General features: G+C 70.8%; 12 protein-coding genes. 8 read left to right on the top strand and 4 right to left on the bottom strand.

What is annotated here, in order from left to right; all coding sequences use genetic code 11:
• Positions 1 to 524: 524 nt before the first annotated feature.
• Positions 525 to 749 carry a TerD family protein gene (locus ACFXA3_RS01390; RefSeq protein ID WP_385180327.1) on the top strand — a complete coding sequence of 75 codons (225 nt, stop codon included), beginning with the start codon at positions 525 to 527 and terminating at the stop codon, positions 747 to 749.
• 350 nt (positions 750 to 1,099) lie between these two features.
• On the opposite strand, the gene ACFXA3_RS01385 is transcribed toward ACFXA3_RS01390, so the two are convergent.
• Positions 1,100 to 2,836, bottom strand: a complete 1,737-nt coding sequence (locus ACFXA3_RS01385; protein WP_385180324.1) for an amidase — start codon at positions 2,834 to 2,836, stop codon at positions 1,100 to 1,102.
• A gap of 176 nt (positions 2,837 to 3,012) precedes the next feature.
• Here ACFXA3_RS01385 and ACFXA3_RS01380 point away from each other — a divergent pair, with 176 nt between their 5' ends.
• The 7 genes from ACFXA3_RS01380 (at position 3,013) to ACFXA3_RS01350 (ending at position 10,565) form a co-directional block, all read left to right on the top strand.
• Entirely contained in the window at positions 3,013 to 3,756 is a 744-nt protein-coding gene (locus ACFXA3_RS01380; protein WP_385180322.1) for a TetR/AcrR family transcriptional regulator, read from the top strand.
• 348 nt (positions 3,757 to 4,104) lie between these two features.
• Positions 4,105 to 5,514: an APC family permease gene (locus ACFXA3_RS01375; RefSeq protein WP_385180320.1), complete on the top strand. Its 1,410-nt coding sequence runs from the start codon at positions 4,105 to 4,107 to the stop codon at positions 5,512 to 5,514.
• 110 nt (positions 5,515 to 5,624) lie between these two features.
• The gene (locus ACFXA3_RS01370) at positions 5,625 to 6,551 is read left to right on the top strand and encodes a carbamate kinase (protein WP_385180392.1); all 927 of its coding nucleotides are present in this window, start codon (positions 5,625 to 5,627) and stop codon (positions 6,549 to 6,551) included.
• A gap of 1 nt (position 6,552) precedes the next feature.
• Positions 6,553 to 7,773 carry an arginine deiminase gene (locus ACFXA3_RS01365; protein ID WP_385180318.1) on the top strand — a complete coding sequence of 407 codons (1,221 nt, stop codon included), beginning with the start codon at positions 6,553 to 6,555 and terminating at the stop codon, positions 7,771 to 7,773.
• Positions 7,774 to 7,825: 52 nt separating this feature from the next.
• Positions 7,826 to 8,827 carry an ornithine carbamoyltransferase gene (gene argF / locus ACFXA3_RS01360; RefSeq protein WP_385180316.1) on the top strand — a complete coding sequence of 334 codons (1,002 nt, stop codon included), beginning with the start codon at positions 7,826 to 7,828 and terminating at the stop codon, positions 8,825 to 8,827.
• A 121-nt stretch (positions 8,828 to 8,948) separates the two neighbouring features.
• Entirely contained in the window at positions 8,949 to 10,277 is a 1,329-nt protein-coding gene (locus tag ACFXA3_RS01355; RefSeq protein ID WP_385180314.1) for an APC family permease, read from the top strand.
• 111 nt (positions 10,278 to 10,388) lie between these two features.
• The gene (locus ACFXA3_RS01350; RefSeq protein WP_385180311.1) at positions 10,389 to 10,565 is read left to right on the top strand and encodes a hypothetical protein; all 177 of its coding nucleotides are present in this window, start codon (positions 10,389 to 10,391) and stop codon (positions 10,563 to 10,565) included.
• A gap of 451 nt (positions 10,566 to 11,016) precedes the next feature.
• On the opposite strand, the gene ACFXA3_RS01345 is transcribed toward ACFXA3_RS01350, so the two are convergent.
• The 3 genes from ACFXA3_RS01345 to ACFXA3_RS01335 form a co-directional block, all read right to left on the bottom strand.
• Positions 11,017 to 11,670 (bottom strand): CBS domain-containing protein, encoded by a 654-nt coding sequence (locus ACFXA3_RS01345; RefSeq protein WP_385180309.1) that lies wholly within the window; start codon positions 11,668 to 11,670, stop codon positions 11,017 to 11,019.
• Positions 11,667 to 11,912 (bottom strand): hypothetical protein, encoded by a 246-nt coding sequence (locus tag ACFXA3_RS01340; protein WP_385180307.1) that lies wholly within the window; start codon positions 11,910 to 11,912, stop codon positions 11,667 to 11,669. Before ACFXA3_RS01340 ends, ACFXA3_RS01345 begins: the two co-directional genes overlap by 4 nt.
• Positions 11,913 to 11,994: 82 nt before the next feature.
• Positions 11,995 to 12,491, bottom strand: a 497-nt coding sequence (locus tag ACFXA3_RS01335; protein WP_385180304.1) for an MBL fold metallo-hydrolase RNA specificity domain-containing protein, incomplete at its 5' end; no start/stop codon positions are given.

Genomic DNA, 12,491 nt, shown 5'->3' with positions numbered 1-12,491 from the left:
GGGGGGGTGGCGGCCGCCCGCCCGACCGCGGGCGGTGCGGGTAAGCCCCCGGGGGGGGGGGGGGGGGGGGGGCCTCGGGCCGGCGCGCGCGCGACCGGGCCACGGCCGGTCTGGCGTCGAACCACCGACGACGCTGACCGGTCCGCGAGGAGCGTCCTCGGGGAGGACGAAGGTGACCTGAGTGCGGTTCATCAGCTTCCTGCGTTCGAGCACGGCGGAACTCCAGCCGACAAGACGGGACGACGGACCCCCGCATCCTCGTACCGGTGCCGTCGGCCGCGGGTGGTACACGCCCGCAGGGCCCGACGGTCTCACTCGGCCGGTCGTCGGGCCTCGGCCATCCCCGGCAGGTGTTGCACCGGCTGCGGCGCCGGGAGAGCGGTTCCTGCGGCTGCCGGAGTTCACCGGTGCCGGGCATCCGATCAGCACCGAATCGGCGCCTGCGTTCTGAAAGGCAGGCGTACGAGCGGCGCGGCTGCCGGCCGCCGGGGGTTTGCCCTGCGCCCCCGGTCGGGGTCCCGAGTATGAGCAGCGTGCTGGTGGGAGTGGGTTGGGACGTGCTGACCACGACCGGAGAGGACTTCGACCCGCACGTGTCGGCCCTGGTGACCGACACGGCCGGACGCTTGCCCTCCGAGCAGCACTTCGTCCACGGGGACGACCCGAACAGCCCGGACGGCGGGCTCGCGCACAGTGGTGACCACGTCACCGGCCAGGGCAGGGCTTCGCCTGCCGGCCCGCGAACGTGACCTCGTGGCCCGGATCGCGAAACAGCGGGGTGCCCTCCGCGTCGAGCTGCCTGAGAAGATCGCCGGGCTGCTGGACCGCTTCAAGGCCGCCGCCCGGGACAACGCCCGCCTCAGGCCAGGCTGCTTCCCCGGCTCCCGGTTCCCGGTTCCGGGCTCTCGGTTCCCGGCCCCGGCTTCGGCGCGCCCTGTGGAGGAAGAGCAAGGAGAAGGCGACGGGTCGGGCGGTCGGGAGCCCCTGGACGGAGCGGCTCCGTCTGCGGAGGCAGGGAAGACTTCTCCGTGCGCACCGGAGAGAGGCTCGGCACCGCTCCGCCGGCTGTTGCGATCCGCCTCGGCGGGCTCCCGTCAGGTCATTCCGTCGACAGGCGCGGTGTGCGCGGCGGCACCGTGCGCCGGCTGCCGGTCCTTTCGAAGGCCGCGGCGAGGGTCAGCAGGTCGTTGTCGTCGTAGGCGCGGCCCGCGAAGGTCAGCCCGACGGGCATGCCGGTGTCCGTCATGGTGCCCATCGGCACGGTCACGGTCGGGATGCCGAGGTGGCGGGGGACCAGGTTGCCGTTCGCGACCCAGACGCCGTTGCGCCAGCCGAGGTCGGCGGACGCCACGGACACGTCCATGTCCGCGGGGCCCACGTCCGCGACCGCGGGGAAGACCACCGCATCCAGACCCAGTCGGTCCATCCACAGCTCCAGGTCGACCCGGCGCGTCTCCTCGAGTCCGCGCAGCCCCTGCTCCAGGTACGGCATCTCGGTGAGGGAGACGTACGGGCGCTCGCGCACGAAGCGCGGGTAGTCGCCGATCGTATCGTCGAAACCGTCGTAGCGGTCGGGCAGTTCGCCCTCCTGCTTGGGCCAGATGCGGGTGCCGTCGACCTCGGCCAGGGTGGAGAGCGCCGGGTCGCCGTTGGCGCGCAGGAAGTCGTCCCAGGCCCAGGCGGACAGGTCCTCGATCTCGAAGGTGAGGAAGTCCCGGCTGACCAGCCCGCGGGTGAACAGCGACGGCGCGCCGGGACGGTCGGACTCGTAGTTCGACACGACGGGGAAGTCGACCTCGACCACCTCGGCTCCGGCGGCCTCCAGGTCGCGGCGGGCGGCTTCCCACAAGGTGATCACCGAGGGGCGCGTGTCGATGGGCTGCCCGGTCTGCCCGCCGATGCCTCCGTCGGGGTTCGTTCCGGCGTCGGGGTCGGCGTTGATGTACATCCGGGGCACGCCGACGCGCCTGCCGGCGAGAGCGTCGGATGCGGCCTCGGGGTCGGCGGGTGCGAGGGCCGGGTAAGAGGCGGGTCGCACCTGCGACGGCGAGGGCAGTGCCACCCACGGCTGGGCGCGCCACAGGTCACCACGCGTGTGCGGGTCGTCGGCGACGATGACGTCGAGCAGTTCGAGTAGGTCGGCCATGGTGCGGGTGTGCGGGACGACGACGTCCATGGTCGGTACGAGCGGCCAGTTGCCGCGGACCGAGATCACGCCGCGGCTGGGGGTGTAGGCGCACAGCGCGTTGTTCGAGGCGGGGGCGCGGCCAGAGGACCAGGTCTCCTCACCGAGGCCGAACGCGCCGAACGACGCCGCGGTCGCCGTGCCGGAGCCGTTGGAGGAGCCGGATCCGTAGGCGCTGGTGAGCCAGTCGGCGCTGTACGGGCTCTCCGCACGGCCGTACACACCGCGCTGCATGCCGCCGTTCGCCATCGGCGGCATGTTGGTCAGGGCGATTATGAACGCGCCCCCCCCGCGCAGCCCCGCGCTGGCGCAGGCGGCGCGCTGGGCGACGAGGTGCTCGAAGGCGGGGGAGCCGGACGCAGCCGTGAGCCCCTTGGCGAGGTAGCTGTCCTTGGCGGTGTACGGGATGCCGTCCAGCGGGCCGAGCGTCTCGCAACGCGCGCGACGGGCGTCGGAGGCCTCCGCTTCGGCGCGGGCGTGCGGGTTCATCACGACCATCGCGTTCAGGGCGGTGTCCGTGCCGGACCGGTCGTACGCCTCGATCCGCGCGAGGTAGGACTCGAGCAGGCCGACCGCGGTCGTCTCGCCCTTCTCCAGCGCCGCGCGCAGGTCGGCGATACAGGTCTCCACGACATCGAATCCGCGCGTCATGAGGGTGTCTCCCGGGTGGTGGGTCGTACAGGCGGGCCGCCGGCCGGTCGGGGGCGACCGCGCATACGGCAGCAACCGCTCCCCATCGTCCTGACTAGATTTTCAGTCTAGACTAGGGGTCTAGATTCTCGGAACCTAGACTTGGGGCCAGGATTTCCGGAACCGAGAGTGAGCTCATGCCGACGTCAGAGACCGAGCCCGCGCTGCCCGGCCGTCCCCTCCCGCCGGAAGGCGCGATCGGGTCGGTGGGCTCCGGGGCCGGCGCCGCCTCCCGGTCCGCGGTGGGGGCCCCGATCGACAAGAAGCGTCAGCCCAGCGGGGACGAGGCGCGGGGGCGGGCGATGAGGGCCGCCATCAGCGTCATCGCCGAGAAGGGCACCGCAGCTGCGAGGATGTCGGACATCGCCGAGCGGGCGGGCATGAGCACCGGGCACATCCTCTACCACTTCGGCAAGAAGGACCGGCTCCTGCTCGAAGTCCTCGTCTGGAGCCAAGCGGACCTCTGGGCCCGGTTCGAGCAGGCCGCCGACCAGGCCGCATCCCCTGCCGAGAAGCTGGACCTGTTCGTCCGCTTCTACCTGCCCCGCCAAACAGGCGACGAACGCTACGCGCTGTGGACGCAGGTCCTGGCCCAGCGCCATGATGCCGCCGGCCGGAGAATCCTCACCGAGCTGCTGGACGGCTGGGACGAACGCCTGGAGGCCATCCTTCGTGAGGGCCGGGACCTGGGACACTTCGCCGACGTGGATCTCCCCGAGTTCACCATCCGGGCCGTGGCCATGCTGAGCGGGATCTCCGAAGACGTGATGTTCGGACGGTCCCGCTGGCAGCACACCTCCGCGCATGCGTTCGCCCTGTCCGCCCTCGAACGCGAGCTGCGTCCCACCGGCCGGATCAGCGTCTCGGATCGGCGAACCTGAGCATGCGGTGTGGGCATTGCTCTGCGTCGGCAATGCCCCCGTTGCGAAGCGGACCCCACCGTTCAAGAGGAACCCAACGGCCTTCGAGGCGGGCGGCCCGGTCCCAGGGGTCGTGGCGTCCGGGTACTGCGCGTCGAGCAGGACCATTCGGGTACGGTTCCGAGACCATCCCTGCCTGCCTGCCGTAGGCGTAGGCGTAGCCGTAGCCGTCGCGCGAGGGTGTTCACCCGGACGCCTTACACCCTGTCCGCGTGCTGTTGCGCGGTCCGCTCCAGGCGCTGAGGCTTGACGCACGGCCTGGATCGCGCCGGTCGAGGCGCCCGGCATGACCCGAGTCACGGGAGAGCCATGACGACTCCGGAGGCGTCGGACGACGGCACGGGATCGCCGCAGGCCGACGGATCGGCTCAGCGCAGCTTCGGGCTCACGGTCGCCATCGCGCTCATCATCGGAACGATCATCGGTGTCGGGGTCTTCAACCTGCCCACCTCGCTGGCCACGTTCGGGCCGATCAGCCTGGTTTCGATGGGACTGACCGCCATCGGTGCGCTGGCGCTCGCACTTCTGTTCGCCGCGCTTTCGCGACGGCTGCCTGCGGACGGCGGTCCGTACGCATACGCGCGTACCGCGTACGGCAACGCGCTCGGGTTCCTCAGCGCATGGTCGTACTGGATCACCGCGTGGGCGGGCAATGCGGCGATCGCGGTCGGCTGGGTGCTGTACGTCGAGGTGTTCCTGAACAAGGATCACAACCGGTTCGTCTCGGTCCTGCTGGTGCTGGTCGGACTGTGGCTGCCCGCGTTGGTCAACCTCGCCGGGGCCCGGCAGATGGGCCTGGTCCAGGTGGTCACCACGGTGCTGAAGTTCGTGGCGCTGGCGTTCATGGCGACCGTCGGGCTGTTCTTCGTGCACGGGGCGAACTACAGCCCGGCGAACATCAGCGGTGAGAGCACGGCGGCGGCCATCGGCGGCGGCATGGCGATCGGCCTGTTCAGCTACCTCGGGGTGGAGACGGTGGCGGTGGCCGCGGGCAAGGTGCGCGACCCGGACCGCAACATCCCGCGCGCCACCGTGATCGGCACGCTGGCCACTGCTGTGGTGTACATGCTCTCCCTGATCGCGGTGTTCGGAATCCTGCCGGCCGAGCAGCTGAAGGACTCCACCGCGCCGTTCTCGGACGCCGCCAACGCGATCTTCGGCGGGAGCTGGGCCGGGAACGTCATGGCCGTCGCCGTGATCATCTCCGGGCTCGGCGCGTTGAACGGCTGGACGATGATCTGCGCGGAGATGCCGCTCGCGGCGGCGCACGACGGACTCCTGCCCGCGCGGTTCAAACAACTGTCCGCCAAGGGCGTGCCGGCGTTCGGAGTGGTCACCTCGACCGTGCTGGCGTCCGCGGCGGTGATCGTGAACTACTCCGGGTCCGGCGGCACCACGGTGTTCACCACACTGGTGCTGATGACGGGCATCACCGCCGCCATCCCCTACGCGCTGTCCGCCGGAGCACAGATCAAGTGGAGGCTGGCAGACCGGCGGCAGCCACAGGGCGCCCGCTTCACCCGCGACATGGTGATCGCGGTGCTCTCGCTGGTGTTCTCGATCCTGTTCATCTGGTACTCGCGCGACACGAGCCGCACCTCGTGGGGCTACTGGGCCCCGTTCCTGCTGGCCGCAGGGGCCCTGCTGTGCGGCCTGCCGGTCTACCGGGCACAACGTCGGCACATGGTGCCGCCCGAGGAGGTCCCGCCATGGCGGTAACGGCACGGACCGAGCCCGGACCGGACACTGCGCCCACGCCGGGCGGGGCACGGGCACGTCGTGTGGCGGTGGCACTCGGCGGGAACGCGCTGCTGCGCCGCGGTGAGGCGATGACGAGCGAGAACCAGCGGGTGAACGTGGCGGTGGCCTGCGCGCAGCTGGCGAAGATCGCTGCGGGCGTGGATCTGATCGTCTCGCACGGCAACGGCCCGCAGATCGGCCTTCTGGCGCTGGAGGGGGCCGCGTACAAGCCGGTACCGCCGTACCCGCTGGACGTGCTGGGTGCGGAGACGCAGGGCATGGTCGGCTACCTGATCGAACTGGAGCTGCGCAACCGGCTCGGGCCGACGCGACCGGTGACGACAGTGCTGACGATCACCGAGGTCGACCCGTCCGACCCGGCGTTCGGCGCGCCGAGCAAGCCCATCGGGCCCCAGTACTCCGACGCCGAGGCGGCAGAGCTGGAGCGCGAACGCGGCTGGCGCTTCGCACGCGACGGCGGACGGCTGCGCCGTGTCGTGCCCTCGCCGGAGCCCCGGCGCGTGCTGGAGGCCGATCAGATCGGGACGCTGCTCGCCACCGGCTGCGTGGTGGTGTGCGCGGGCGGCGGCGGGGTGCCGACGACCCGCGGCGCGGACGGCGTGCTGACCGGTGTCGAGGCCGTCGTGGACAAGGACCGGGCCAGCGCACTGCTCGCCCAGGACCTGGACGTGGACCTGCTGGTGATGGCCACCGACACGCCCGGAGCGTTCCTGGACTTCGGCACCGCGGACCAGCGACTGATCTCCCGTGCCCATCCCGATGAGCTCCTGACGCGGTACAGCGCGGAGTTCGCCGCCGGTTCGATGCTGCCGAAAGTAACTGCGGCCTGCGACTTCGCGCGCGCCACCGGGCGGGAGGCGGCCATCGGCGCGCTGGCCGACATCGAGGCGCTGGTCGCCGGAAGCGCGGGAACACGGATCTCGCTCGGTGCGAGTGGCGTGAGCACGGCCGCGGCCTGGACCGGGCACGGCACCCGTACGAACGAGGAGGGCTGACATGGCACTCGGTGTCCATTCCGAGGTGGGCCGGCTGCGTCGCGTCATGGTGCACCGCCCCGGGCTCGAGCACACCCGGCTGACCCCGTCCAACGCGGCCGATCTGCTGTTCGACGACGTGCTGTGGGTTGCGCAGGCGCAACGCGAGCACGACGCGTTCTGCGGTCAGATGCGCGAGCGTGGCGTGGAGGTGTTCGAGGTCGAGACGCTGCTGGTCGAGGCGCTCGCCTCCGCCGAGACGCGGAACTGGGTCGCCGGGCGTCTGCTGAACGAGCGGCAGGTCGGGATCCTCGGCGCGGAGCGGGCCCGCGCCTGGCTGGAGGAGGCGAAGCCGGCCGAGGTCGCCGATTTCCTGATCGGTGGCATCACCCGCGCCGACGTCAAACAGGACATCGGCCTGGAGTGGCAAGCCGGCGACCCGACCTCGATGCTGCTGCCGCCGCTGCCGAACTTCCTGTTCCAGCGCGACCCGTCGTGCTGGATCTTCGACGGGGTCACGATCAACCCGATGGCCAAGCCGGCCCGCCGCCCGGAGTCCCTGATCGTCGAGGCGGTCTACCGGTTCCACCCGATGTTCACCGCCGAGGAGTTCCCGGTCTGGCTCGGCGGGGCCGACGAGGACTGGGGCCAGTGCCACGTCGAAGGAGGCGACGTGCAGCCCATCGGCAACGGCACCGTGATGATCGGGATGGGCGAGCGCACCACCCCCCAGGCCGTGCAGATCATCGCCCGGCAGTTGTTCCGAGCCGACTCCGCCCGGCAGGTGCTGGCCGTACTTCTGCCGAAGTCGCGCAGCTACATGCACCTCGACACGGTGATCACGATGTGCGACCGGGATCTGGTCACGCTCTACCCCGACGTGGTCGACCATGCCCGCATCTGGTCCGTGCGCCCGGGGGACTCGGCCGAGCACCTGGTCATCGAGCAGTATGCCGGGGCGCTGCCCCAGGCCATGGCCGACGCCCTCGGCATCCCGGCGATGCGGATCGTACCGACGGCAGGCGACCGGTTCGGGACCGAGCGGGAGCAGTGGGACGACGGCAACAACCTGGTGGCCCTCGAACCCGGCGTGGTCATCGCCTACGAGCGCAACACGGGCACCAACACTGCTCTGCGCAAGGCCGGCGTCGAGGTGATCACGATCGAGGGCTTCGAGCTCGGCCGCGGCCGCGGCGGCTCGCACTGCATGACCTGCCCGCTCGAGCGCGACCCCGTTTCCTGACCACGCCGGCAGTGCTCGTCCCGACTCCCGCCGCACGCCACCGGAGGACCCCATGTTCAACCTGCGCGGCCGCAGCTTCCTGAAGGAGGCCGACTTCTCGCCGACCGAGCTGCGCTTCCTGCTCGACCTGTCCAGGGACCTCAAACGGGCCAAGTACACCGGCACCGAGCAGCCGCTGCTGGCCGGCAAACAGGTCGCGCTGATCTTCGCCAAGACCTCCACCCGTACCCGGTCCGCCTTCGAGGTCGCCGTACACGACCAGGGCGGGCAGGTCACCTACCTCGACCCGGGCGGCTCCCAGCTGGGGCACAAGGAGTCGGTCGCGGACACCGCCCGGGTGCTCGGCCGGATGTACGACGCGATCGAATTCCGCGGCGACCGTCAGGACCAGGTCGAGGAACTGGCCCGGCACGCCGGCGTGCCGGTCTACAACGGGCTGACCGCGGAATGGCACCCCACCCAGATGCTCGCCGACTTCCTGACCATGCACGAGGCGAGCCACAGACCGTACGACCGGCTCGCTTACGCGTACGTCGGGGACTGCCGGTTCAACATGGGGCGCTCGCTGCTCGTCATGGGTGCCCTCATGGGCGCCGACGTGCGCCTGGCCGGGCCGTCCAGCCTGCATCCCCCCGCCGACGTCACCGAGTTGGCCGCGGACATCGCGCGCACGACCGGAGCGCGCGTCACGGTGACGGAGGACCCCGCCGAGGCGGTGGCGGGCGTCGACTTCGTGCACACCGACGTGTGGGTTTCCATGGGCGAAAGCAAGGAGGCCTGGGCCGACCGCGTCGAGCTGCTCGCTCCGTACCAGGTCAACCGGACGCTGCTCGAGGCCAGTGGAAACCCCGGCGTGCGGTTCATGCACTGCCTGCCCGCATTCCACAACGCCAAGACCGTGGTCGGCGCCGAGATCATCGCCGCAACGGGGATGGACAGCGGCCTTGAGGTCACCGACGAGGTCTTCGAATCCCCGGCCAGCATCGTCTTCGACCAGGCCGAGAACCGCCTGCACACCATCAAGGCCGTGCTCGTCGCCACCCTCGGCACATGAGGGCCGTGGCAGGGCCGGCCGCCGCCTCCGGCGAGCTCACGGGCGCTCGGTCCACCCGCAGCCCCGAACAGGCCGCACGACACGTCGGCACGGCTGACGGGACCAGAGAGGCGTCTGCGTGATGAGCGATCAGGAACAGCCCGAGCAAGGCCGGCCGACCAAGTACCTCAACGTCCGTCAGGCGGCCTTCATCGGCGTCGGGGCGATGGTCGGCGCGGGAATCTTCGCCCTCCTCGGTGCGGCCGGCGAGGTCGCCGGGGCGGCGGTGTGGCTCAGTTTCCTGATCGCCGGCGTGATCGCCGTGCTGCAGGGTTACTCCTTCGCGAAACTCGGAGCGCGATACCCGTCCGCCGGCGGCCTGCTGGAATACGTGGCCGAGGGCTTCGGCCCGGGTCACGCCACCGGCATCATCGCCTGGCTGACCTACCTGGCCAACGCGGTGGTCACCGCGATGGTCGCCGTCTCCTTCGGGAACTACGCCACCTCGATGTTCGCCGGCGGCAACACCGCCTGGGGAAAGGTGTTCGCCGCCCTGATCATCATCGTGATGACCGCGGTCAACATCGTCGGCTCCCGGCTGGTCGCCCGCGCCCAGACCGTCATCGTCTACGTGGTGCTCGGCATCCTGACCGTCTTCGCCGTAGTCACCCTGGCCAATATGGACGCCTCGCTGCTGGCGTTCTCCGGCTACCCCGCGTGGCGCGAGATCATCTCCAGCGTCGCGCTGACCTTCTTCGCGTTCCTCGGCTTCGGCATCATCACCTTCACGGCCAAGGACCTGGCCAGACCGGAGCGGCAGCTGCCGAGGGCCATGTACCTCGCCCTCGGGATCGCCACCGTCATCTACATCGCCATCGCTCTCGGCGTGTTCGGCACCCTGACCGTCGAGGAGGTGGTCTCCTCCGGCGGCACCGCCCTCGCCGTTGCGGCCGAGCCCACACTCGGCCAGGCCGGCTACTGGCTGATGAGCGTCACCGCTCTGTTCGCCACCGCCGGTGCGACCAATGCCGGGCTGTACCCCGCTGCGGGCCTGTCCGAGCGACTCGTCGACAACGGTCTGTTCCCGCCACTCATGGCCCGCAAAGTGGGCGGGCGCGTGACTGCGGGCCTGCTGTTCGAGGCAGCCGTCTGCCTCGTGCTCGCCATCGCGTTCAAACTCGAGGCGATCGCCTCGATCGGCAGCGCCGTCGCGCTGCTCATCTTCGTACTCATCACCGTCGCCCACTTCCGTGTACGCAAGGAGACCGGTGCCAACCCGGCGATCCTCGGGCTTGCGGTCGCAGCAGCCGGCGGGGTCCTGGTCACCTTCGTCGTCACCACCCTGATCCACGAGCCCGCCTCGATCGTCACCCTGCTGGCCATCTTGGCGATCAGTGCCGGTCTGGACTTCGGCTGGCACGGACGGCGCGGCGGCCGGACCGGCAACTCCGCGAACGCGCACGGCGGCTGACCGCGGTACGACCGAGACGGCCACCGTGAATCACCGGCCCGCCGGGCGGCGTACCAGATGTGCTGGGCGAGTGCCTGCGGCCGGCCGGCGAGCAACCCCTCCGCCGTGCCGATGACCGCCTCGCACCTCCTCCCGGAGCGGACCGGCATCGCCAGCCTGGTGCTGATCGTGAACGACTTCCTCAGCTGCCCCGGCATGGAGATGAACGCGGTCCACGTCAACGAGCCGCGGGATCGGCCAAGGAATTCCCGAAGCCGATGTTCCTGGCCGTGGGCGTGGTCCTGCTGATCTTCATCCTCCCGGCCCTGGCGATCAGCCTGGCGATCCCGGCGAGCCGGCTCAGCCTGACCGCCGGGTTGATCCAGGCCTTCGACAAGTCCCGCAAGCCCGGCTGGCGGCAGCCGACGCCGACGCGGCCCAGGTCGAAGGAGGCGCGGCATGAGCCCCACCCGGATGGCCTCCGAGCACAAATGGACGCGCTGTCTCATCCACGCCCCCAACGAAAGCGTGGATCCCACCGAGACCGGGCGGATGGCACTGGGGGAGGCGCTCTTCCTACGCCACTACGCCGAGCAGCGCGGCAACTACCGACCGTGCAGCCGGGTTGTCGTGGTCGAATACCTCATGGACCGCCGTACGCGCCACCCTGCCCGGCGAATGCCGTCCAGGAGCCGCCTTCCAGAAGGAGCAAGGGCTGCTTCGCCCAACTGCCGGTGCTCGCCGGCCGGTGAGTCCGGGTTCATGGCGAGGTGGGTGCCACCAGTCGGCAGTGGACCTGCACGACGCCTTCGACGGAGCGGGTCAGGCGTTCGGCCGTCCCGATCAGGTGGCCGTCTCTGACCTGTCCGGTCAGAGTGGCGATGCCGTCCGTGACGGTGACCTCGACGGCTTCGGGGGAGAGGGGGAAGAGGCGGTCAACGATGGTCCGGCGGATCTCGGTGGCGAGTTCCTCGTCGGTGCGGAGGTAGACCTTGAGGAGGTCGGCGCGGCTGACGATGCCCTGGAGGGAGCCGTCGGCGTCGACGACCGGGAGGCGCTTGACGTGCCGGTCGGCCATGAGGCGGGCGGCTTGAGGCAGGGTGGCGGCCGGGCGGATCGTCACGGGTGGGGTGGTCATCAGGTTCTCGGCGCGCGTGGAACCGGCCTTGGTGGTGTCGCCGAGGCGGTGCATCTGTTCGATCAGGCCCGGGCGGTGCTCATGGAACTCCTCCTTGGGCAGGAGATCGGCCTCGGAGACCACGCCGACGACGCGGCCATCGCCCTCGATGACGGGGAGGGCGGTCACCTTCCACCGCTTCATCGCGGTGGCGATGTCCTTGAAGCCGGTCGAGGGGGTGACGGCGATGACCGTGGTGGTCATGACGTCGGCGACGGTGTAGGGGGTGGAGGTCATGGCGGGTCGGTCCTCAGCGTGCGCGCGAGCGGGGTTTCGCTGCGGTGCGGGGCGAACAGGTCGAGGAGCCGGGTGCGGGCGGAGTCGAGCCGGTCGGCGATGACGGCGGTGGAGACGGACCGGTCGACGGCCGAGTCCACGTTGCGCGGCTCCCGTACGGCCGCAGCGTCGAACTCCGAGGCGAGCACCTTGCGGGAGGCGGTGGCTCCCTGGCGGGCATGGTGTTCACGGAATGGCTCCACCGCTTCGCATCCACCCTGCTCAGTGGGCCACCGCGTCCGGGAGGGCCGCGCGGTGCACATCGCCGGGGCCGTCCGGTCCCGGTCAGCGGACCAGGACGGCCTCCCCGGACTTGGGTACGACGGCCGTCCAGCCCAGCTCGTCATCGATCCGGTCGCGCAGGGTTTCGGCGGCGCTCTCCTCTCCGTGAACGAGGTAGGTGGTGTGCGGGGCCGGGGCGGCGCGCAGCCAGTCGATGATCTGGCCGGCGTCGGCGTGCGCCGAGAAATGCGGGACGTCGGCGACCTCGGCGCGTACGGGGACGTACTCGCCGAACATCTTCAGCGTGCGGGCGCCGTCGACCAGGTCGCGCGAGCGGGTGCCTGCGGCGGCGAAGCCGACGATGACGACGGCGTTGCGGGGGTCGGGCAGGATCCGGTGGAGGTGGTGCAGCACTCGGCCGCCGGTCGCCATGCCCGCGGAGGAGACGATGACTGCCGGTCCGGTGGAGTTGTTGATGTAGATCGCATCCTGGTCCGGCCGGGCGGGCCGGAAGGGCTCCGGGGGGATCGCTGCCTCGCCCGGGGCGCGGCGATCGGGGC

The sequence above is a fragment of the Streptomyces sp. NPDC059456 genome (assembly GCF_042750055.1).
In the GTDB taxonomy this organism is placed as follows: Bacteria; Actinomycetota; Actinomycetes; order Streptomycetales; family Streptomycetaceae; genus Streptomyces.
The sequence above is the reverse complement of the archived record's forward strand: the minus strand, read 5'-3'. Positions and strand labels throughout refer to the sequence as shown.

What these genes read in the sequence shown, in the direction of transcription:
- argF (WP_385180316.1), top strand. Translation starts at nt 7,826, where the DNA reads ATGTTCAACCTGCGCGGCCGCAGCTTCCTGAAGGAGGCCGACTTCTCG.
- ACFXA3_RS01375 (WP_385180320.1), top strand. Translation starts at nt 4,105, where the DNA reads ATGACGACTCCGGAGGCGTCGGACGACGGCACGGGATCGCCGCAGGCC.
- ACFXA3_RS01390 (WP_385180327.1), top strand. Translation starts at nt 525, where the DNA reads ATGAGCAGCGTGCTGGTGGGAGTGGGTTGGGACGTGCTGACCACGACC.
- ACFXA3_RS01345 (WP_385180309.1), bottom strand. Translation starts at nt 11,670, where the DNA reads ATGACCTCCACCCCCTACACCGTCGCCGACGTCATGACCACCACGGTC.
- ACFXA3_RS01355 (WP_385180314.1), top strand. Translation starts at nt 8,949, where the DNA reads ATGAGCGATCAGGAACAGCCCGAGCAAGGCCGGCCGACCAAGTACCTC.
- ACFXA3_RS01370 (WP_385180392.1), top strand. Translation starts at nt 5,625, where the DNA reads ATGACGAGCGAGAACCAGCGGGTGAACGTGGCGGTGGCCTGCGCGCAG.
- ACFXA3_RS01365 (WP_385180318.1), top strand. Translation starts at nt 6,553, where the DNA reads ATGGCACTCGGTGTCCATTCCGAGGTGGGCCGGCTGCGTCGCGTCATG.
- ACFXA3_RS01380 (WP_385180322.1), top strand. Translation starts at nt 3,013, where the DNA reads ATGCCGACGTCAGAGACCGAGCCCGCGCTGCCCGGCCGTCCCCTCCCG.
- ACFXA3_RS01385 (WP_385180324.1), bottom strand. Translation starts at nt 2,836, where the DNA reads ATGACGCGCGGATTCGATGTCGTGGAGACCTGTATCGCCGACCTGCGC.
- ACFXA3_RS01350 (WP_385180311.1), top strand. Translation starts at nt 10,389, where the DNA reads ATGACCGCCTCGCACCTCCTCCCGGAGCGGACCGGCATCGCCAGCCTG.